Source organism: Pseudomonas putida, assembly GCF_003228315.1.
In the GTDB taxonomy this organism is placed as follows: domain Bacteria; phylum Pseudomonadota; class Gammaproteobacteria; order Pseudomonadales; family Pseudomonadaceae; genus Aquipseudomonas; species Aquipseudomonas putida_S.
The window spans coordinates 3,379,633-3,400,531 of sequence record NZ_CP029693.1 but is presented as its reverse complement, the minus strand read 5'-3'; the positions used below and the strand labels follow the sequence as shown (position 1 = coordinate 3,400,531).

The following is a 20,899-nucleotide window of genomic DNA, read 5'->3' as shown; positions in this document are numbered from 1 at the left end:
TACCCGCGTTATCGTTAACGTCCATCGCGAGCAGGCTCGCTCCTACAGAACAGCGGCTGTCAGTGCGTACGGGCTACCGCAAATTCGCTCAGCTCCACCAGCGCATCGCGATACTCGCTGGCAGGCAGCGCTTCGAGGCACTGGATCGCACGGGCCACATAGTCACGGGCCAGTTGCGCGGTATATTCCAGCGAACCCGAGGCTTCCACAGCTTCGCGGATGCTTTCCAGGTCTTCGATACCGCCTTTCTGGATCGCCTTGCGCACCAGGGCTGCCTGTTCCGGTGTGCCTTCGCGCATGGTGTAGATCAGCGGCAGGGTCGGCTTGCCTTCGGCCAGGTCGTCACCGACGTTCTTGCCCAAGGTGTCCGCGTCGCCTTTGTAGTCCAGCAGGTCGTCGACCAGTTGGAAGGCCACGCCCAGGTGGTCACCAAAGGTGCGCAGGGCTTCAGCCTGTTCCGGCGTGGCTTCGCACAGGGCGGCTGCGCTGTGGGTCGAGGCCTCGAAGAGCATCGCGGTCTTACCGCGGATGACTTCCATATAGGTTTCTTCGGTGGTGCTGGCGTCACGAACCTTCGACAGTTGCAACACTTCGCCTTCGGCGATGACGCGCGTGGCCTGCGAAAGGATCTTCATCACCGGCATGGAGCCCAGTTCGACCATCATTTCGAAGGAGCGCGAGTACAGGAAGTCGCCTACCAGCACGCTGGGGGCGTTGCCCCACATGGCGTTGGCGGTCGAACGGCCACGGCGCATGCCGGACATGTCGACCACGTCGTCATGCAGCAGGGTCGCGGTGTGCAGGAATTCGATGGTCGCCGCCAGCAGGCGCAGGTCGTCGCCTTCGCGGCCCAGTGCCTTGCCACACAGCAACACTAATAAAGGCCTGAGGCGTTTGCCGCCGGCCGAGGTGATGTAGTCGCCGATTTTCGATACCAGCGGGACTCGGGAAGTCAGCTGCTTCTTGATGATGCCGTCGACGGCGCTAAAATCGTCCGCGACCGCGCGGTAGAAAGCTTGGGGTTGCATCAGCGACAGTCGCTCCAGAAGGGTTGCGCGGCATGCTAGGACCCACGTCCGGGCCTGTCAAGGCGCGATGGACGGCCTATTGCAAGGCGCTCTTGCCTTGCGTACAATCGCGCACCCTGAACTTCCTGGGCAGCACCTGCCTTACGCAATTGCAAGCGGCCTCCAGCCAAATGCAGCCATGCCAGCCAATACCTCTTCTTATAAAGAGCTGGGTGAGCAGGATTATCGGAGAAATACCATGTCTTATGCAGTAATCGTTACTGGCGGCAAGCAGTACAAAGTCGCCCCGGGTGAATACCTGAAGATCGAAAAACTGGAAGTCGCTACCGGCGAATCCGTTACCTTTGATCGCGTTCTGTTGGTTGCCAACGGTGACGACGTGAATATCGGTGCTCCAGTTGTTGCTGGCGCTACCGTTGTGGCTGAAGTGATCTCCCAAGGTCGTCACGATAAAGTCCGCATCATCAAGTTCCGTCGCCGTAAGCACCACATGAAGCGTATGGGCCACCGCCAGTGGTACACCGAGATCAAAATCACCGGTATTCAGGCTTAATTTCAGCCTAATTCCTCACTAGGAGAATTGAACTCATGGCACACAAAAAAGCTGGTGGTAGTACCCGTAACGGTCGCGACTCAGAAGCCAAACGCCTTGGCGTGAAGATGTATGGCGGCCAGGCTATCAAAGCAGGCAACATCATCGTGCGTCAGCGCGGCACCCAATTCCACGCTGGCTACGGCGTTGGCATGGGTAAAGATCACACTCTCTTCGCTAAAGTCGAAGGCGTGATCAAGTTCGAAGTAAAAGGCGCCTTCGGTCGTCGTTACGTGAGCGTTGTCGCAGCCTAACTGCGAGAATGCTGGAGAAGCCCTGTCTTGCGACGGGGCTTTTTCGTTTGTGGGGTGAGTCTCTTGCAAAGCTGTTTGTATGGGCTGTCGGCGTGCGATGCGGGTCGTGTCTTGGGGTCGCTGCGCTCATCTTTGCAAGAGTCTTATGTCTTAGTGTTTTTCGGCTCGTCCGTATGGCGAGAGGCGTTTTGTTATGAAGTTTGTTGATGAAGTATCGATCCGAGTAAAGGCTGGTGACGGCGGTAACGGTTGCATGAGCTTCCGTCGCGAAAAATTCATCGAAAACGGCGGTCCGAACGGTGGTGATGGCGGCGACGGCGGTTCCATCTACATGATGGCCGACGAAAACCTCAACACCCTGGTGGACTACCGTTACACCCGGCACTTCGATGCCGAGCGTGGCTCCAACGGCGGCAGCACCGACTGCACCGGCAAAAAAGGTGAAGATCTGGTCTTGCGCGTGCCGGTCGGCACCACTGTGATCGACTCCGCCACCCAGGAGGTCATCGGCGACCTGACCAAGGCTGGCCAGAAGCTGCTGGTAGCTCATGGTGGCTGGCACGGTCTGGGCAACACCCGTTTCAAATCCAGTACCAACCGCGCACCACGCCAGACTACGCCGGGCAAGCCGGGCGAGCAGCGTGATCTCAAGCTGGAAATGAAGGTGCTGGCGGACGTGGGTCTGCTGGGTTTGCCGAACGCCGGCAAAAGTACTTTTATCCGTTCGGTATCGGCCGCCAAGCCGAAAGTCGCCGATTACCCGTTCACCACCCTGGTGCCAAACCTGGGTGTGGTCAGCGTCGATCGCTGGAAAAGCTTCGTGATCGCGGACATTCCGGGTCTGATCGAAGGCGCTTCCGATGGTGCCGGCCTGGGGATTCGCTTCCTCAAGCACTTGTCGCGTACCCGTCTGTTGCTGCATCTCGTCGACATGGCGCCGCTGGATGAGTCTGATGCTGCCGAGGCGGCTGAAGTGATCGTCAACGAGCTGACCAAGTTCAGCCCGTCCCTGGCTGAGCGTGATCGCTGGTTGATCCTGAACAAGAGCGACCAGATCCTCGAAGAGGAGCACGATGCTCGCGTCAAGGAAATCGTCGATCGCCTGGAGTGGACCGGTCCGGTTTACGTCATCTCGGCCATCGCCAAGCAGAACACCGAGCGTCTGTGCCACGACATCATGCGTTACCTGGAAGATCGTGCTGATCGTCTGGCGAATGATCCGGCCTACCGCGAAGAGCTGTCCGAGCTCGATCAGCGCATCGAAGACGAAGCGCGCGCCCAGTTGCAGGCGCTGGATGACCAGCGTGCCCTGCGTCGCAGTGGCGTGAAGTCGGTCCACGACATCGGTGACGATGATTGGGACGAAGAAGATGTGGATGATGAAGATGGTCCGGAAATCATTTACGTGCGTGACTGATCCGTTGCGATAAACTTAAGCGCCGCTCAATCGAGCGGCGTTTTAGTATCTGGAAATCGATAGTTCTGTAAGTTGGTAATCACGAATAACGTTACGGGCAGCGCCAAGTCGCGCTGTCCTCGAGCTAAGGTTGAAGATGATGCGGAGCAAGGTGACGGGTGCGCAGCGTTGGGTCGTGAAAATCGGCAGCGCTTTGCTGACGGCGGACGGCAAGGGGCTGGACCGCGCGGCAATGGGTGTCTGGGTAGAGCAGATGGTGGCCTTGCATGAGGCGGGCGTTGAGCTGGTGCTGGTGTCCTCCGGGGCGGTGGCGGCCGGCATGAGCCGTCTGGGCTGGACCTCGCGACCCAGTGCGATGCACGAACTCCAGGCTGCCGCGGCAATCGGCCAGATGGGTTTGGTGCAGGCCTGGGAATCGAGCTTTGCCGAGCATGGCCGGCATACCGCGCAGATTCTGCTGACTCACGATGACCTGTCCGACCGCAAGCGCTACCTGAATGCCCGCAGCACCCTGCGTGCTCTGGTCGAGCTGAAAGTCATTCCGGTGATCAACGAAAACGACACCGTGGTCACCGACGAAATCCGTTTCGGCGATAACGACACCCTGGCGGCGCTGGTGGCCAATCTGGTCGAGGCGGATCTGCTGGTGATCCTGACGGATCGCGACGGCATGTTCGATGCTGATCCGCGCAACAATCCCGATGCCCAGTTGATTTACGAGGCCCGTGCCGACGATCCGGCACTCGATGCGGTGGCGGGCGGGACTGGTGGTGCGCTGGGGCGCGGCGGCATGCAGACCAAGTTGCGTGCGGCGCGTCTGGCGGCGCGTTCCGGGGCGCATACGATCATTGTTGGTGGGCGGCTCGAGCGCGTGCTGGATCGCCTCAAGGCGGGTGAGCGCATCGGCACTTTGCTTTCGCCTGAGCGCGGCATGCTGGCGGCGCGCAAGCAGTGGCTGGCCGGGCATCTGCAGACCCGCGGCACTCTGGTGCTGGATGCCGGGGCGGTGACGGCGCTGTCCGAGGGTAATAAGAGTTTGCTGCCTGTAGGGGTGAAACTGGTTCAAGGCAGCTTCCGCCGTGGCGAAATGGTGGTGTGCGTGGCGCCGGATGGTCGAGAAATCGCTCGTGGCCTGGCTAACTACAGCGCGCTGGAAGCGCAAAAAATCATCGGTCAATCGTCTGATGCGATCGTCGGTTTACTGGGTTATATGGCTGAGCCGGAGTTGGTTCACCGCGATAACCTGATTCTGGTCTGAAGGAATATCTGAATGCGCATGGCAAAAGGGTTGTTGGGGCTGCTGCTGGCGATGCCGTTGCTGGCGTCGGCCGAGGAAATCGGCCAGGTGTCGACGGTGTTCAAGTTCGTCGGTCCCAACGACCGAATCGTTGTCGAGGCATTCGATGATCCGAAGGTCGAAGGCGTGACCTGCTACCTTTCGCGCGCCAAGACCGGCGGCGTGAAGGGTGGCTTGGGTCTGGCGGAAGATCGCGCGGAGGCTTCCATTGCCTGTCGCCAGGTCGGGCCGATCAAGTTCAAGGGCGAACTGAAGGATGGGGATGAGGTGTTCAAGGAGCGTACGTCCCTGGTGTTCAAGACCATGCAGGTGGTGCGTTTCCTCGACAAGAAGCGCAATACGCTGGTTTATCTGGTGTACAGCGATCGTTTGATCGAGGGTAGTCCGCAGAATGCGGTGACGGCGATTCCGATTTTGCCGTGGGTGCCTGTCCAGCAATAGCAGCGCAGAGCTAGTTGTAGGAGTGAGTCTGCTCGCGATGGCGGTGTGTCAGTCGGTATTGATCTCGACTGGCACACCGCCATCGCGAGCAGGCTCACTCCTACATTTCTTTGTGCTGCATTCGTGAAATCGCAGGCAATAAAAAACCGACCCTGAGGTCGGTTTTTTAGTGAACGCGTCGCTTAGGCAGCAGCGGCAACGTTCAGGGCCTTTACGTGGCCATTCAGGCGGCTCTTATGACGAGCGGCTTTGTTCTTGTGGATGATGCCTTTATCGGCCATACGGTCGATAACAGGCACAGCCAGAACGTAAGCAGCTTGAGCTTTTGCAGCGTCTTTTGCGTCGATGGCCTTAACTACATTCTTGATGTAGGTACGAACCATGGAACGCAGGCTGGCGTTGTGGCTGCGACGCTTCTCAGCCTGTTTTGCACGTTTTTTGGCGGAAGGTGAGTTGGCCACCGTCGAGCTCCTCGAAAGACTTTTTAGGAAATAGCAAACAAAATAGGCCGCGAATCATGCCGATGAGTTGAAGTCTTGTCAAGGGCGGAGGAAACGTTCCGCTAAGTGGTCGGTCCCGACCCCATGAAAACTACTGCGCTCGGCAATACAGCGTTGAAAGCAGGCTCAAAATGCTCATTGACGTTCGTCAACTCCGCTTTTTCGCCTGCTTTCGCCTTGTCTTGCCTTCGCTCGTCACGTTTTCATGGGGTCGTCTGCGCGGGATATTTCTTTCCGGCGTGTGACCTGTAAACTCGCGAGCTTTGGCTCTGTGCTGTTGCGGCGCGGAGTATCGCACAAGTAGGCGCCGAGTTCGCCTGCTGTTTATCGACAGGCACACACTCTTTCAATGAATCTGCTCAAATCGTTGGCCGCCGTCAGCTCTATCACGATGCTTTCCCGGATTCTCGGGTTCGTTCGTGACACCCTCATTGCGCGTACTTTTGGCGCGGGAATGGCAACCGATGCCTTCTTTATCGCCTTCAAATTGCCCAATCTGCTGCGACGCATTTTCGCCGAAGGGGCGTTTTCCCAGGCATTCGTGCCGATTCTTGCCGAATATAAAAGCCAGAAGGGGGAAGAGGCGACGCGCACGTTCATTGCCTATGTCTCGGGGCTTTTGACACTGGTACTGGCACTGGTCACGGCATTGGGCATGCTCGCCGCGCCCTGGGTCATCTGGGTCACGGCCCCGGGTTTCACCAATACTCCGGAAAAATTCGAGCTGACCTCGAGCCTGTTGCGGGTGACCTTTCCCTATATTTTGCTGATTTCCCTGTCTTCACTGGCCGGCGCCATCCTCAACACCTGGAATCGCTTTTCGGTCCCGGCGTTCGTGCCGACCCTGCTGAACGTCAGCATGATCATCTTCGCGCTGTTCCTGACGCCGTATTTCGATCCGCCCGTCATGGCGCTGGGATGGGCGGTTCTGGCCGGCGGCCTGGCACAGTTGCTCTATCAGCTGCCGCACCTGAAGAAAATCGGCATGCTGGTGCTGCCACGCGTGAATCTGCGCGACACCGGCGTCTGGCGAGTGATGAAACAGATGCTGCCGGCAATCCTCGGGGTGTCGGTAAGCCAGATTTCGCTGATCATCAACACCATTTTCGCTTCGTTCCTGGTCGCCGGCTCCGTCTCCTGGATGTATTACGCCGATCGCCTGATGGAGTTGCCGTCCGGTGTATTGGGGGTGGCATTGGGTACGATTCTTCTGCCAACCCTGGCCAAGACCTACGCCAACAAGGATCGTCAGGAGTATTCGCGGATCCTCGACTGGGGCCTGCGCCTGTGCTTCCTGCTGGTTTTGCCTTGTGCCCTGGCGTTGGGGATTCTTGCCGAGCCGCTGACGGTTTCGCTGTTTCAGTACGGGCAGTTCGATGCGCATGATGCGGTCATGACCCAGCGGGCCTTGATCGCCTATTCGGTCGGTTTGCTCGGGATTATCGTGATCAAAGTGTTGGCGCCGGGCTTTTATGCGCAACAAAACATCCGCACGCCGGTAAAAATCGCGATTTTCACCCTGATCGTCACTCAGCTGTTCAACTTGATGCTGATCGGGCCGCTGGCTCACGCCGGGCTGGCGCTGGCGATCAGTGCGGGTGCCTGTCTCAATGCCGGCCTGCTCTTCTATCAATTGCGCAAGCAGCAGATGTATCAGCCGCAGCCGGGTTGGGCCAAGTTCGGCTTCAAACTGGTGGTTGCGGTGGCTGTGATGTCCGCCGTACTGCTGGGCGGGATGCATTTCATGCCGGCGTGGGGTGAGGGGCAGATGCTTGAGCGCTTCCTGCGCCTGGGCGCCCTAGTGGTCGCAGGTGTGGTGGCGTATTTCGGCATGTTAGTGTTGATGGGCTTCCGCTTGCGCGACTTCAATCGCAAGGCGTTGAGCTGAGGTTAAGTCCTCGACAAACAGGGGCGGGCCGGCATTTTTGTCGGCTCGATGACTTTGGGTTGCGGTGTTGCCTGTCGTCGGCCGCCGGGTGTGGTTATAATCGACCACTTTATGAGCAAGAAGCGCGTTATGCAGCTGGTTCGAGGCCTCCACAATCTGCGCCCCCAGCATCGGGGCTGCGTCGCCACTATTGGCAACTTTGACGGTGTACACCGTGGTCACCAGGCTATCCTGGCGCGGCTGCGTGAGCGTGCGCTCGAGTTGGGCGTACCCAGCTGCGTGGTGATTTTCGAACCGCAGCCACGGGAATTTTTCGCTCCCGACACCGCTCCAGCGCGTCTGGCCCGCCTGCGGGACAAATTGCAGCTGCTGGCCGCCGAAGGCGTCGACCGGGTCCTGTGCCTGGCGTTCAACCAGCGCCTGAGCAAGCTCAGCGCCAGCGAATTCGTCGATACCATTCTGGTGGATGGCCTCGGTGTGCAGCACCTTGAGGTCGGTGACGACTTCCGTTTCGGTTGCGATCGGGTAGGGGATTTCGATTTCCTGCAGCAGGCCGGCGTCATGCAGGGCTTCACCGTCGAGGCCGCGCAGACTGTCGAGCTGGATGGCATCCGCGTCAGCAGCACCCAGGTGCGTAATGCGCTGGCCGCCGCTGACTTTGTCCTCGCCGAACGCCTCCTCGGCCGCCCGTACCGGATCGCCGGTCGCGTGCTGCATGGCCAGAAGCTCGCGCGACAGCTGGGAACGCCCACCGCCAACATCCAGCTCAAGCGCCGTCGTGTGCCGTTTACCGGGGTTTACCTGGTCAACGTCGATATCGACGGCAAGACCTGGCCCGGCGTCGCCAACATCGGCGTACGGCCCACGGTCCAGGGTGATGGCAAGGCCCACCTTGAAGTCCATCTTTTAGATTTTGCCGGCGATCTGTATGACCGGCGTTTAACGGTGGTTTTCCACCACAAGCTGCGTGAAGAGCAGCGTTTTGCCTCTCTGGAGGCGTTGAAAACGGCGATCAACGCGGACGTCGCCGCCGCCCGTGCACTAGCCGCACCTAGCGCCCATCGCTAATGAAGAGCCTTAAATGACCGACTATAAAGCCACGCTAAACCTTCCGGACACCGCCTTCCCAATGAAGGCCGGCCTGCCTCAGCGCGAACCGCAGATTCTGCAGCGCTGGGACAGCATTGGCCTGTACGGAAAGTTGCGCGAGATTGGCAAGGATCGTCCGAAGTTCGTCCTGCACGACGGTCCTCCGTACGCCAACGGCACGATTCACATCGGTCATGCACTGAACAAAATTCTCAAGGACATGATCATCCGCTCGAAGACCCTCTCGGGCTTTGACGCACCTTATGTTCCTGGCTGGGACTGCCATGGTCTGCCGATCGAGCACAAGGTCGAAGTGACCCACGGCAAGAACCTGGGCGCGGACAAGACCCGCGAACTGTGCCGGGCCTACGCCACCGAGCAGATCGAAGGCCAGAAAACCGAATTCATCCGTCTGGGTGTGTTGGGCGACTTCGCCAACCCGTACAAGACCATGGATTTCAAGAACGAGGCCGGTGAAATCCGCGCCTTGGCCGAAATCGTCAAGGGCGGCTTCGTGTTCAAGGGCTTGAAGCCTGTGAATTGGTGCTTCGATTGCGGTTCGGCCCTGGCTGAAGCGGAAGTCGAGTACGAGAACAAGAAGTCCTCGACCATCGACGTGGCCTTCCCGATTGCCGATGAAGCCAAACTGGCTGCCGCTTTCGGTCTGCCATCGCTGGCCAAGCCGGCTTCGATCGTGATCTGGACCACCACCCCGTGGACCATCCCGGCCAACCAGGCGCTGAACGTTCACCCGGAATTCATTTATGCCCTGGTCGATATCGGCGACAAACTGCTGGTGCTGGCTGAGGAGCTGGTCGAGTCCTGCCTGTCCCGCTACGGTGTCGAAGGTTCGGTTCTGGCCACTGCGCCGGGCTCGGCGCTGGAGTTGATCAACTTCCGTCATCCGTTCTATGACCGTCTGTCGCCGGTTTACCTGGCCGACTACGTCGAGCTGGGCGCCGGTACCGGTGTGGTTCACTCCGCCCCGGCCTACGGTGTGGACGACTTCGTGACCTGCAAGAAATACGGCATGGTCAACGACGACATCCTCAACCCGGTTCAAAGCAATGGCGTGTACGTCCCATCGCTGGAGTTCTTCGGCGGCCAGTTCATCTGGAAGGCCAACCCGGCCATCGTCGACAAGTTGACCGAAGTCGGTGCGCTGATGCACACCACCGTCATCGACCACAGCTACATGCACTGCTGGCGCCACAAGACCCCGCTGATCTACCGCGCCACCGCGCAGTGGTTCATCGGCATGGACAAGCAGCCAACCACCGGCGACACCCTGCGTCAGCGTTCGCTCAAAGCCATTGAAGACACCACCTTCGTCCCGGCCTGGGGTCAGGCACGTCTGCACTCGATGATCGCCAACCGTCCGGACTGGTGCATCTCCCGTCAACGTAACTGGGGCGTGCCGATCCCGTTCTTCCTGAACAAGGAAAGCGGCGAACTGCACCCGCGCACCGTCGAGCTGATGGAAGAAGTCGCCAAGCGCGTCGAAGTCGAAGGCATCGAAGCCTGGTTCAAGCTGGACGCTTCCGAACTGCTGGGCGACGAAGCGCCGCAGTACGACAAGATCAGCGACACCCTGGACGTCTGGTTCGACTCGGGCACCACGCATTGGCATGTCCTGCGCGGTTCGCACCCGATGGGCCACGAAACCGGTCCGCGCGCCGACCTGTACCTGGAAGGTTCGGACCAGCATCGCGGCTGGTTCCACTCGTCGCTGCTGACTGGTTGCGCCATCGATAACCACGCACCGTACCGCGAGCTGCTGACCCACGGTTTCACCGTCGACGAGTCCGGCCGCAAGATGTCCAAGTCGCTGGGCAACGTCATCGCGCCGCAAAAGGTCAACGACACCCTGGGCGCCGACATCATGCGTCTGTGGGTAGCGTCTACCGATTACTCGGGCGAGATGGCGGTTTCCGAGCAGATCCTGCAACGCAGCGCGGACGCCTATCGGCGTATCCGTAACACAGCGCGCTTCCTGCTCTCCAACCTGACCGGTTTCAACCCGGCCACCGACCTGCTGCCGGCCGAAGAAATGTTGGCACTGGACCGTTGGGCCGTGGACCGTACCCTGCTGCTGCAACGTGAGCTGCAAGAGCACTACGGCGAATACCGCTTCTGGAACGTCTACTCCAAGATCCACAACTTCTGCGTGCAGGAGCTGGGTGGTTTCTACCTCGACATCATCAAGGATCGCCAGTACACCACCGGCGCCGACAGCAAGGCCCGTCGTTCGTGCCAGAGCGCGCTGTTCCACATCTCCGAAGCGCTGGTGCGCTGGATCGCGCCGATCCTGGCGTTCACCGCTGACGAGCTGTGGCAGTACCTGCCGGGCGAGCGTAACGAATCGGTCATGCTCAACACCTGGTACGAAGGCCTGAGCGAATTGCCGGAAGGCTTCGAGCTGGGTCGCGAGTACTGGGATCGCATCATGGAAGTGAAGGTGGCGGTCAACAAGGAAATGGAGATCCAGCGCGCGGCCAAGGCCGTCGGTGGCAACCTGCAGGCCGAAGTGACGCTGTTCGCCGAAGACGCCCTGAGCGCCGATCTGGCCAAGCTGAGCAACGAACTGCGTTTCGTCCTGATCACTTCTACCGCCAGCGTTGCACCGTTCGTGCAGGCGCCAGCCGATGCCGTGGTCACCGAAGTCAGCGGCCTGAAGCTGAAGATCGTCAAATCGGCCCACGCCAAGTGCGCCCGTTGCTGGCACTGCCGTGAAGACGTCGGCGTGAATCCGGAGCATCCGGAAATCTGCGGTCGTTGCGTCGACAACATCAGCGGCGCCGGCGAGGTTCGCCACTATGCCTAATGCCGTTGGCCGTTTCGGACGGCTGAGCTGGCTCTGGTTGAGTTTGCTGGTCCTGGTCATCGACCAGGCCAGCAAGTTCTACTTCGAAGGCAGGCTCCAGATGTACCAGCAGATCGTGATCATTCCTGATTACTTCAGCTGGACCCTGGCCTACAACACGGGCGCGGCGTTCAGCTTCCTGGCGGACAGCTCCGGCTGGCAGCGCTGGCTGTTTGCCCTGATCGCCGTGGTGGTCAGTGCGGTGCTGGTGGTCTGGCTCAAGCGCCTGGGCCGCAACGAAACCTGGCTGGCCGTCGCCCTGGCACTGGTGCTGGGTGGTGCGCTGGGCAACCTTTATGACCGCATTGCCCTGGGCCATGTGATCGATTTCATTCTGGTGCACTGGCAGAACCGCTGGTACTTCCCGGCGTTCAACTTCGCCGACAGTGCCATCACTGTAGGCGCTGTCATGCTGGCACTGGATATGTTCAAAAGTAAGAAAACCGGAGAAACCGTTCATGACTGAACAGGTATTGGCTGAACCACGTATCGGCCAGAACACGGAAGTCACCTTGCATTTCGCATTGCGCCTGGAGAACGGCGACACGGTGGACAGCACCTTCGACAAGGCCCCGGCGACCTTCAAGGTCGGTGATGGCAATCTGTTGCCAGGTTTCGAAGCGGCGCTGTTCGGTTTCAAGGCAGGGGACAAGCGTACCCTGAGCATCGAACCGGAAAACGCCTTCGGCCAGCCCAACCCGCAAAACGTGCAGATCATCCCGCGTTCGCAGTTCCAGAACATGGACCTGTCGCCGGGTCTGCTGGTGATCTTCAACGATGCGGCCAATACTGAATTGCCGGGTGTGGTGAAAGAGTTCGATGACACGCAAGTGACGGTCGACTTCAACCACCCGTTGGCAGGCAAGACGCTGACCTTTGACGTGGAAATCATTTCCGTCAAAGCGTTGTAACTGACTGGATAAGGTCAACTGTAGGAGCGAGCCTGCTCGCGATGGCGGAGTGTCAGTCAACATCAATGTTGAATGTCAGACACCCATCGCGAGCAGGCTCGCTCCTACAATGGTTTTTCATTGTTTTCGCGCGCAAGACACGAGGCACAGCATGCAAATCAAACTCGCCAACCCCCGTGGCTTCTGCGCCGGCGTGGACCGGGCGATCGAAATCGTCAACCGTGCCCTGGAAGTCTTCGGGCCGCCGATCTATGTGCGCCATGAAGTGGTCCACAACAAATTCGTCGTCGAAGACCTGCGCAACCGTGGCGCGATCTTTGTCGAGGAACTGGATCAGGTGCCGGACGACGTCATCGTGATCTTCAGTGCCCACGGTGTTTCCCAGGCGGTGCGTACTGAAGCCGCCGGCCGTGGTCTGAAAGTGTTCGATGCAACCTGCCCGCTGGTGACCAAGGTGCATATCGAAGTTGCGCGCTACAGCCGCGACGGTCGCGAGTGCATTCTCATTGGCCACGCCGGTCACCCGGAAGTCGAAGGCACCATGGGCCAGTACGACTCCAGCAACGGCGGTGCGATCTACCTGGTCGAAGACGAGGAAGACGTCGCCAAACTGCAAGTCAACAACCCGGACAAGCTCGCGTTCGTCACCCAGACCACCCTGTCCATGGACGATACCAGCCGCGTCATCGATGCCCTGCGTACGCGTTTCCCGGCCATTGGCGGTCCGCGCAAGGACGATATCTGCTACGCCACGCAAAACCGCCAGGACGCGGTCAAGCAGTTGGCTGACGAGTGCGACGTGGTGTTGGTGGTTGGCAGCCCCAACAGCTCCAACTCCAACCGCCTGCGTGAACTCGCCGAGCGCATGGCCACGCCGGCGTACCTGATCGACGGTGCCGAAGACCTGCAGAAAAGCTGGTTCGACGGCGTGGAGCGCATCGGTATCACCGCGGGTGCTTCAGCGCCGGAAGTGCTGGTACGTGGCGTGATTGAGCAATTGCAGGCATGGGGTGCGACGGGCGCTGATGAGTTGGCGGGCCGTGAAGAGAACATCACGTTCTCCATGCCTAAAGAGCTACGCGTTCGCTCCTTGCTCTGAGTCCTCTCCGCCTGTACACAGCGTCTGTTCGGTTTTCTTGTTACGCAGGCTGATCAATCCGCTACGGGCCAGTACCACTTGGTACTGGCTCAGTGCTTGGCGGGCCGAGCAAATATGTAATGTCCCCGCTTGAAATGCTCCGCTTGGCATTAGCGGCTCACCCAGACCGCTGAACCGCACAAAATTCCTGACCGGTCGATTGCCCACCACAGGAACCCGGACGCTGCCCTGGCGTTCGATCAGCAGCGGATTGCTGCTGTCTTCATGACCCTTTCCAGTGATATCCAGAATCATCCGCCAGCCTTGGCTCCAGTCATCGTTGATGGCGTGGATGACGACCGTCTGATTACGCGTGATGGCTTCGCTCCTGGCTGTGCGCAGACCACTGAAAAGCGACCTCGCCGCCTCTTCCCGATAATTCGACTCCACGACAGCCGCAAACGCCGGACTGACCAAATGCAGAACAATCCCGGCAATCATCAGTCCCATGAGTAATTCAATCAGGCTGAAGCCTCGTTGATGCATGACATCTCCCTCCCTGGAGTGTGATGGCTCGTGCAATCCATGCGCGAATAATGGCGAAACAATCTCGTCTCGGCTCTCGAATGTTCTAGCGTGTAACAGCAGGTATAGCGGGCGGCAACGGAGGGCACCGATGGATCATCGTTCAAAAGGTTTCACGCTGATCGAATTGTTGGTCGCCATCGCGATCTTTCTGGTCCTGATCACCCTGGCGGTACCTGCCTTCACCCGTTCTACGCAAATAACCCAGGCCGACACCGAGATCGGTGATTTGCAACGCGGCCTGAACTTCGCGCGTCTGGAAGCGATCGACAGGGGAGTGACCACACGGGTGCGTCCCACCGCAGGAGGCAGTGTCTGGACCGGGGAGTTGTCGGTGTATGACAACACCGGTTCCTCCGCCAATGTATTGCGTGTTGTACCGGCGATGAGCAGCGGTGCGAACCTGACGCTAACCTCAGGTGTCACCACCATCGATTTCAACAGCTTCGGCGGGTTGGCGTCGTCTTCCACGGCGGTGGTGATCACTTATGTGCTGGGAGCACAAAGCAGGACGCTGAATGTGTGTTTGAACGGACGAATTCTATTGGGTGGAAGTTGCGGATGAGGCATTGGAGCAAGCGTGCACAGGAAGGCATGACGTTGATCGAAGTCCTGGTGGCGTTGTTGATTCTGAGTGTGGGACTGTTGGGTGCGGCGGCGTTTCAGTTGAACGCGCTGAAGTACACCGACAGCGCACGCATGACCAGCCTGGCCAGTTTCATCGCCTACGACATGATGGACCGTATTCGCGCCAACTCTGCCGCCGACTACACCGTGACTCCACCGACTTCAGGCAATTTGAGCGTGGCCCGGGATCAGGACCTCTACGATTTCGCCAGCAACATCGTGAATTTCGGTGGCGCCACGGCCACTGGCAGCATCGCCCTCAACCAGCGCGTGTATACCATCACCATTACCTGGGATGACTCCCGGGCCGCCAACACAGCCAATACCCGTCGCAGCTTTGTCCTCACCAGTCGCGCGACCGTCGACCCGGTGGCGACGCCATGAGCCGCGTTCAAAGAGGTTTCGGCCTGATCGAGTTGCTCATCGCCCTGACCTTGAGTCTGATCGTGGTGCTGGGCGTGGTGCAGGTGTTTATCGCCGCGAAAAACACCTTCGTCAGCCAGAACAGCGCTGCCGCCATCCAGGAGGACGCGCGATTTGTCTTGAGCAAAATGATCCAGGAAATCCGCATGGTGGGCATGTTCGGCTGCCTGGGGACGATTACCGATGGGAATACGGGGGGGAGTTTCAGTTCCAGTCAGCTCACGCCCATCAGCTGGGATAACACCAATCTCAAGCTGACGTTGGTGACGGCGGACGTTGGCAGCAGTGGCGGTACGCCAACCTGGACGGTGGTTTCCGACTGTCGAAGCAATGCGACGGCTTACATCGGCGTGCAGACCCCTGCGGCGGGCCAGTTGGCGTTTCCCATCCGGCGAATCATCTACAGCCTGAAAAATGGCCAGCTCACCATGGGTGTCGGCACCGGCACACCGGCCCAATCCGTACTGGTGGACAACGTCAGTGCCTTCAACGTCAGCTTCGGCCTCGCCAGTTCCGCCACCGATACGGCAGCCTCCAGTTACAGCCCCAACCCGTCCGACCCGGCTCGCATCCGCAGCGTACGTTTGAGCCTGACCCTCACCGATCCGAACAACCGGGTGAGCAACCAGACTTTCAACGTGGTTGCCGCGCTACGCAACCGCTTGCCATGAGGGGAGGGCCAATGAGTGTTTTTCCGATAACTTCCGGTTCCCAGCGTGGCATGGCGCTGCTGGTCAGCCTGGTGTTCCTGTTGCTGCTGACGCTGATCGGGATTTCCTCGATGCAGAACGCCACCCTGCAGGAAAAGATGGCCGGGAGCGTGAGCCTGCGCAATCAGTCATTCCAGGCAGCGGAAGCGGTGTTGCGAGTGGGCGAAAGCGCGGTGCAGCTCGACAGCTATGTATTGGCGGTGTGCAGCGGTACGACGCAATGCGCGCCACCGGCCGAGTCGGCCACGGTCAAGGCCGCAGGTCTCAACTCCACTTCGGGGGTGAACTGGATTGCCTCCGGCAATGGTTTTTATGGCGTACAGAACATTGGCACCTCCGTGGCGGCGGTGAATGTGCCGAGCAACACCTCGGCAACGCTGTACCGCGTTACCGCTGTCGGTATCGCGGGCAGTTCGCGCAGCGTGGTGGAGAGCATTTATGCGAAGTACTGAACGGCGCGTGGGGCTTTGGCAGCTGCTGTGCGGTTTTGCGCTGGGGCTGTATCTCTCGGCACCGGTATATGCCTTCACGCCTTCGGATTCACCGCTGTTGAGCGCGGCTGCCGTGGCGCCGAACGTGATGCTGATGATCGATGATTCGGGCAGCATGAACAACATCATCTGGGCAGCGGGATTCGATCCCACCGTCAGCCGGGCGCAGATCGCGATCTGCAACTCCAACTCCCTTTGTCTGGGTGGCCAGAACCTGGACATGACCGATACCAACATTGCCCTGTCGAGTCTGAACCGGGGCGGTTGTTCGACGGCTGGCAACTGGTACGGTTTTTATCGCGGGTTTCTCGGGCTCACTCCGATTTGCCTGAGGCTGCCGGATCCGGTGGGCAACGGAAACACTCGCTATACCGCCAATTACCTCGCGTATCTGCTGGGTCTGGCCAACGGATCCAACCGGGATTTCACCACGGGTGCCAACGCAATCCCCAATGATTACCGCATCAGCGTGGCACAGGACGTTTCCACCAATCTGGTGACCAGCAACCGCACGCTGCGCATCGGCCTGGCCACCTTCAACCCGGCCACCAGCAGCAACCCGGGCAGCGGTGGCTTCATTGCCCGCACCATCAGTGACCTGTCGGTGGATGCCAACTACAACGCGTTGATCAACTCGATCAACGGCTTGAGTGCCGTGGCCAACACGCCGCTGGCGGAAACCTATTACGAAGTGACGCGCTATATGCGCGGCATGGCGCCGTACTACAACTCAACGCCGGCCACCTATACCAGCCCGATCCAGTACCGCTGCCAGAAAAACTACGGGGTGGTGATTACCGATGGCTTGCCCACCTACGACCGCACCTTCCCCACCAATGATCCGCTCGGGGGACCCGCCTGCCGAACTGGGACGGCAACAGCGCCAACGATGGCGACAACCTCAACGGCGACGGGGAAGGGGACACGCTTTACCTGGATGACATCGCCAAGTTCGCCTTCGACATCGATATGCGTTCCACCGGAACGGACCTTGCGAACAAAAGCTGGAACGCCGCGGATTTTCCCAAGCAGAACATGAATACCTACACCGTGGGTTTTACCGCGGCTAATCAGATGTTGTCGGATGCTGCCAGTTACGGCCAGGGCAAGTATTACCAGGCCACCGACAGTGCCGGGCTCAATACCGCATTGTCGGCCGCCTTGAGTGAAATCACCTCCAAGGCGGGCTCCGGTGGCAGTGGCGTAACCAGCGGAACGGTTCTCGCCAGTGGCACCAGTTACTTCCAGACCAGTTACGACCCAAAGGACTGGCGTGGCACGATCAAGGCGTTTGGTTTCACCGCCAGCGGAGCGGTTGATACGAGTTCCGTGCTGTGGACCACCGACACGGCCATCGTGCCCAGTGCCACGGCGCCGATTTACCAGTCCTGGAACAATCAGACCAACGCGCCCGTCACCCTGGCCTACGCCAACTTTTCCACAGCCCAGCAGACAGTCCTCAATCAGGGTTTGCCCACAGGCATCACCGGCGCCGATCTGGTGGAGTGGAGCAAGGGCACCAACAAGACCGGCCTGAAGGTGCGCAGCGTGTTGCTGGGGGACATCGTCAACTCGCCGCTGGTGCTGGCATCGCCGAACGAGAAAACCGCCTCCGATCTGTCGGGGGATACCTCATACAGCACTTATCTGGCGACCAAGGCGGCCAACATGAATAGCAGTCTGGTGGTCAACGCCAACGACGGCTTCGTCAGCGTCATCAACTCCGGCAGCGGTGCGCGGCGTTTTGCCTATATGCCGTCCAGCGTGTTGCCGTCGCTGCGCGTCATCGCCGACACCGCCTACGTCAACGGCGTCAATCACAAATTTCTGGTGGACGGGCAGGTCGGCGTGTTCGATGCCCAACTCAACAGTGCCTGGAAAACCCTCGCATTGGGCGGCACCGGCGCAGGTGGTCGGACCATCTATGCCCTGCAACTGTTCGATGCCTCGGCCGGCAATGCGACGAAGGCATTGTGGGAAATCAGCGCTCCGGCCACGGCCAGTACGGCGAACGCTTTCAATGATCTGGGTTACGCCTACGCGCGCCCGGAAGTGGCACGCTTGGCCGACGGTCGCTGGGCTGCCTTCATTTCCAATGGCTACGGCAGCAACTCCGGAGTCGCTGCGTTGTATGTGGTGGACATCCGCGACGGCTCGCTGATCCGGAAAATCGTCATCGACAGCACTGAAACCACCAACGGCTTGTCCTCGGTCAAGCTTCGGGTCAACTCGCAAAACGTGGTGCAGGCCGCTTATGGCGGCGATCTCAAAGGACGGCTGTGGAAGTTCGACCTGAGCAGCACCAGCACCGATAGCTGGGGTGTGGCGTTTTCCGGCAAGCCGTTGTTCACCACCGCTGGAGGCACCACCCAGCCGATCACCGCGCAGCCTTTGCTGGCGGACAATGCGCAGGGGGGGAAACAAATCTTCGTGGGCACCGGCAAATTCAACGAGACCGCGGATAAAACCAACAAGGATCTACAGGCGTTCTATTCGGTGTGGGACGCGGAGGGTGGCTCCGGGCAGATCACTACCTCTGCGCTACAGGCTCAAGCGGTGACCGGAGTGTTCTCGGGCGCCACCGGGCAATTTATAACCACGAGTCAAAACGAAGTGACCTATCCCGCGCAGAAGGGCTGGTACCTGCCGTTGGTGTATAACAACGCGCTGACCGGCGAGCGAGTGATCAATCAGGCCAGCCTGGTGCTCGGCCGGATCGTGTTTACCACGGCCAGCGTCGACACCACGGACCCCTGCGCGAGCTTCGGTACCGGCAAGCTGGTCGAACTCGATGCGTTCAGCGGTAAGATGCTCAACTACGCGGTGCTCGACACCAACAACGATGGCGTGGTCGACAGTACTGACACGATCTCCAGCGGCGTGGTCTTTACCGGGGGTATCCCGACCCTCAATGCCATCGTCAATGGCGCGACCCGCAAGATCGTGAACGATTCCAGTGGCGGCATCACCACGCTGGTGGAAAAATCCGGCGGCGGCAGCCGTCGCATCATGTGGCGACAAATACAGTAAGCGAGAGTTGAGGCATGCACAGATCCAACCGCGGTTTTACCCTGATCGAAATCATGATCGTGATTGCGATCATCGGGATTGTCATGACCATCGCCGCCCCGACATTCACCGAATACCTGAAAAAGGGGCGACGTGCCGAAGTCACCAGCCTGCTGTCCGAGCAGGCACAGATACTCGAGCGTTTCTATTCGCAGAAAAACGTCTACACCGGCGCCACAGGCCTGAGCGGCGGCAACGATTACTACACCATCAACCAGACCATCACTGATCAGACGTTCCTGCTGACGGCCGTGCGCAAGTCGGGCACGAGCATGGCGACGGACAAGTGCGGTGATTTCACCATTGCCAATACGGGCGTCCGTGGCATGGTCAACGCCACGGCCGGCCTGGTCACCAAGGATTGTTGGGGGCGTTGAGTTTTCTTTTTCGGACGTCTTTTGCGTCCCTCTGTCTATTTATCGGTTGGTTCAATACATGATCAGGCAACAGCAAGTAGTGATTGTCGGCGGTGGGGTCATCGGTCTGTTGACGGCTTTCAATCTCGCGTCAGAGGTGCAGAGCGTCGTGCTGCTGGACCGTTCCAACGTCGGGCAGGAGTCGTCCTGGGCGGGGGGTGGCATCGTTTCGCCGCTCTATCCGTGGCGTTACAACCCGGCGGTTACCGCCTTGGCCCATTGGTCCCAGGATTTTTATCCACAGCTGGGCGAGCGCCTGTTCGCTGCCACTGGTGTTGATCCCGAGGTGCATACCACCGGGCTGTATTGGCTGGACCTGGATGACGAAGCCGAGGCGCTGGCCTGGGCGGCGCGGGAGAACCGTCCGCTGCGGGCTGTGGATATCTCGGCGGCTCATGATGCCGTACCGGTATTGGGCGGCGGTTTCTCCCGGGCGATCTATATGGCCGACGTGGCCAACGTTCGAAATCCACGGCTGGTGAAATCCCTCAAGGCGGCATTGCAAGCGCTGCCTAACGTGACGATTCATGAGCAGTGCGAAGTCAGCGGCTTTGTCCGTGAAGGCGAAACAGTGGTCGGCGTGCAGACGCCTGACGGCGCAATTCGCGGCGATCAAGTCGTTCTGACGGCGGGCGCCTGGAGCGGCGACTTGCTCAAGAGCCTCGGGCTTGAGCTGCCCGTCGAACCCGTCAAAGGGCAAATGATTCTCTACAAATGCGCGGCGGACTTTCTACCGAGCATGGTGTTGGCCAAGGGGCGTTATGCGATCCCGCGTCGTGACGGACACATCCTGATTGGCAGCACCCTGGAACACGAAGGTTACGACAAGACGCCGACCGACTCGGCGCTGGAAAGCCTGAAGGCTTCGGCGGTCGAGCTGATTCCTGCGTTGGCGGAGGCGGAAGTCGTGGGGCATTGGGCGGGCTTGAGGCCGGGCTCGCCAGAGGGCATTCCCTACATTGGCCGGGTACCGGGGTTTGAGGGTCTGTGGCTCAACTGCGGGCATTTCCGCAATGGCCTGGTGCTGGCGCCGGCGTCGTGTCAGTTGTTCGCTGATGTGATGTTGGGCAGGGAGCCGATCATTGATCCGGCGCCGTATGCGCCGACCGGGCGGATCTAACCTCAAGATGTTTGGCGTCTGAGGAATCGCTTTCGCGAGCAGGCTCGCTCCCACAAGGAAGCTGCAAGACCCTGTGGGAGCGAGCCTGCTCGCGAAGGGT

The 20,899-nt window shown here is 59.7% G+C and carries 20 protein-coding genes and 1 pseudogene; 18 read left to right on the top strand and 3 right to left on the bottom strand.

Annotated elements, in window-relative coordinates; translation table 11 throughout:
- Positions 1-59 precede the first annotated feature (59 nt).
- Positions 60-1,028, bottom strand: coding sequence for a polyprenyl synthetase family protein (locus tag DKY63_RS15835; RefSeq protein WP_110964953.1), 969 nt, complete (start codon positions 1,026-1,028; stop codon positions 60-62).
- A 238-nt stretch (positions 1,029-1,266) separates the two neighbouring features.
- Here DKY63_RS15835 and rplU point away from each other — a divergent pair, with 238 nt between their 5' ends.
- The 5 genes from rplU (at position 1,267) to DKY63_RS15810 (ending at position 5,029) form a co-directional block, all read left to right on the top strand.
- Positions 1,267-1,581, top strand: a complete 315-nt coding sequence (rplU, locus tag DKY63_RS15830; RefSeq protein WP_007950961.1) for a 50S ribosomal protein L21 — start codon at positions 1,267-1,269, stop codon at positions 1,579-1,581.
- A gap of 35 nt (positions 1,582-1,616) precedes the next feature.
- Positions 1,617-1,874 (top strand): 50S ribosomal protein L27, encoded by a 258-nt coding sequence (rpmA, locus tag DKY63_RS15825; RefSeq protein WP_003281574.1) that lies wholly within the window; start codon positions 1,617-1,619, stop codon positions 1,872-1,874.
- A 193-nt stretch (positions 1,875-2,067) separates the two neighbouring features.
- Positions 2,068-3,291 carry an Obg family GTPase CgtA gene (gene cgtA, locus DKY63_RS15820; RefSeq protein ID WP_110964952.1) on the top strand — a complete coding sequence of 408 codons (1,224 nt, stop codon included), beginning with the start codon at positions 2,068-2,070 and terminating at the stop codon, positions 3,289-3,291.
- A gap of 139 nt (positions 3,292-3,430) precedes the next feature.
- A complete protein-coding gene (gene proB / locus DKY63_RS15815; protein WP_043302662.1) occupies positions 3,431-4,549 on the top strand; it encodes a glutamate 5-kinase in 1,119 nt (372 codons plus the stop codon).
- A gap of 12 nt (positions 4,550-4,561) precedes the next feature.
- Entirely contained in the window at positions 4,562-5,029 is a 468-nt protein-coding gene (locus DKY63_RS15810) for a CreA family protein (RefSeq protein WP_110964951.1), read from the top strand.
- Between the two features lie 182 nt (positions 5,030-5,211).
- On the opposite strand, the gene rpsT is transcribed toward DKY63_RS15810, so the two are convergent.
- A complete protein-coding gene (gene rpsT / locus DKY63_RS15805; protein ID WP_007970922.1) occupies positions 5,212-5,490 on the bottom strand; it encodes a 30S ribosomal protein S20 in 279 nt (92 codons plus the stop codon).
- Positions 5,491-5,878: 388 nt separating this feature from the next.
- Between rpsT and murJ the strand changes: the two genes are divergently transcribed.
- The 6 genes from murJ (at position 5,879) to ispH (ending at position 13,379) form a co-directional block, all read left to right on the top strand.
- Positions 5,879-7,417, top strand: a complete 1,539-nt coding sequence (gene murJ / locus DKY63_RS15795; RefSeq protein ID WP_110964950.1) for a murein biosynthesis integral membrane protein MurJ — start codon at positions 5,879-5,881, stop codon at positions 7,415-7,417.
- Between the two features lie 129 nt (positions 7,418-7,546).
- Complete coding sequence (ribF, locus tag DKY63_RS15790) at positions 7,547-8,485, top strand: bifunctional riboflavin kinase/FAD synthetase (protein WP_162634906.1); 939 nt, start codon at positions 7,547-7,549, stop codon at positions 8,483-8,485.
- Positions 8,486-8,498: 13 nt separating this feature from the next.
- Positions 8,499-11,330 carry an isoleucine--tRNA ligase gene (gene ileS / locus DKY63_RS15785; protein WP_110964948.1) on the top strand — a complete coding sequence of 944 codons (2,832 nt, stop codon included), beginning with the start codon at positions 8,499-8,501 and terminating at the stop codon, positions 11,328-11,330.
- Positions 11,323-11,835 carry a signal peptidase II gene (gene lspA, locus DKY63_RS15780; RefSeq protein ID WP_085726135.1) on the top strand — a complete coding sequence of 171 codons (513 nt, stop codon included), beginning with the start codon at positions 11,323-11,325 and terminating at the stop codon, positions 11,833-11,835. The genes ileS and lspA overlap by 8 nt, the downstream gene beginning before the upstream one ends.
- Positions 11,828-12,280, top strand: coding sequence for an FKBP-type peptidyl-prolyl cis-trans isomerase (gene fkpB, locus DKY63_RS15775; protein WP_110964947.1), 453 nt, complete (start codon positions 11,828-11,830; stop codon positions 12,278-12,280). The genes lspA and fkpB overlap by 8 nt, the downstream gene beginning before the upstream one ends.
- A 151-nt stretch (positions 12,281-12,431) precedes the next feature.
- Positions 12,432-13,379 carry a 4-hydroxy-3-methylbut-2-enyl diphosphate reductase gene (gene ispH, locus DKY63_RS15770; protein ID WP_110964946.1) on the top strand — a complete coding sequence of 316 codons (948 nt, stop codon included), beginning with the start codon at positions 12,432-12,434 and terminating at the stop codon, positions 13,377-13,379.
- Here ispH and DKY63_RS15765 read toward each other — a convergent pair.
- Positions 13,356-13,904, bottom strand: a complete 549-nt coding sequence (locus DKY63_RS15765; RefSeq protein WP_110964945.1) for a GspH/FimT family pseudopilin — start codon at positions 13,902-13,904, stop codon at positions 13,356-13,358. The genes ispH and DKY63_RS15765 overlap by 24 nt on opposite strands.
- Before the next feature lie 130 nt (positions 13,905-14,034).
- On the opposite strand from DKY63_RS15765, the gene DKY63_RS15760 reads away from it, so the two are divergent.
- The 7 genes and pseudogenes from DKY63_RS15760 (at position 14,035) to thiO (ending at position 20,799) form a co-directional block, all read left to right on the top strand.
- Positions 14,035-14,508, top strand: a complete 474-nt coding sequence (locus tag DKY63_RS15760; RefSeq protein WP_110964944.1) for a GspH/FimT family pseudopilin — start codon at positions 14,035-14,037, stop codon at positions 14,506-14,508.
- A complete protein-coding gene (gene pilV / locus DKY63_RS15755; RefSeq protein WP_110964943.1) occupies positions 14,505-14,954 on the top strand; it encodes a type IV pilus modification protein PilV in 450 nt (149 codons plus the stop codon). Before DKY63_RS15760 ends, pilV begins: the two co-directional genes overlap by 4 nt.
- Complete coding sequence (locus DKY63_RS15750; protein ID WP_110964942.1) at positions 14,951-15,664, top strand: PilW family protein; 714 nt, start codon at positions 14,951-14,953, stop codon at positions 15,662-15,664. The genes pilV and DKY63_RS15750 overlap by 4 nt, the downstream gene beginning before the upstream one ends.
- A gap of 11 nt (positions 15,665-15,675) precedes the next feature.
- Entirely contained in the window at positions 15,676-16,155 is a 480-nt protein-coding gene (locus tag DKY63_RS15745) for a pilus assembly PilX family protein (RefSeq protein ID WP_110964941.1), read from the top strand.
- Positions 16,142-19,224, top strand: a pseudogene (locus tag DKY63_RS15740) (pilus assembly protein). Before DKY63_RS15745 ends, DKY63_RS15740 begins: the two are co-directional and overlap by 14 nt.
- Before the next feature lie 14 nt (positions 19,225-19,238).
- Entirely contained in the window at positions 19,239-19,640 is a 402-nt protein-coding gene (locus DKY63_RS15735) for a type IV pilin protein (RefSeq protein ID WP_110964940.1), read from the top strand.
- A 58-nt stretch (positions 19,641-19,698) separates the two neighbouring features.
- The gene (gene thiO, locus DKY63_RS15730) at positions 19,699-20,799 is read left to right on the top strand and encodes a glycine oxidase ThiO (RefSeq protein ID WP_110964939.1); all 1,101 of its coding nucleotides are present in this window, start codon (positions 19,699-19,701) and stop codon (positions 20,797-20,799) included.
- The last annotated feature ends 100 nt before the right edge of the window (positions 20,800-20,899 follow it).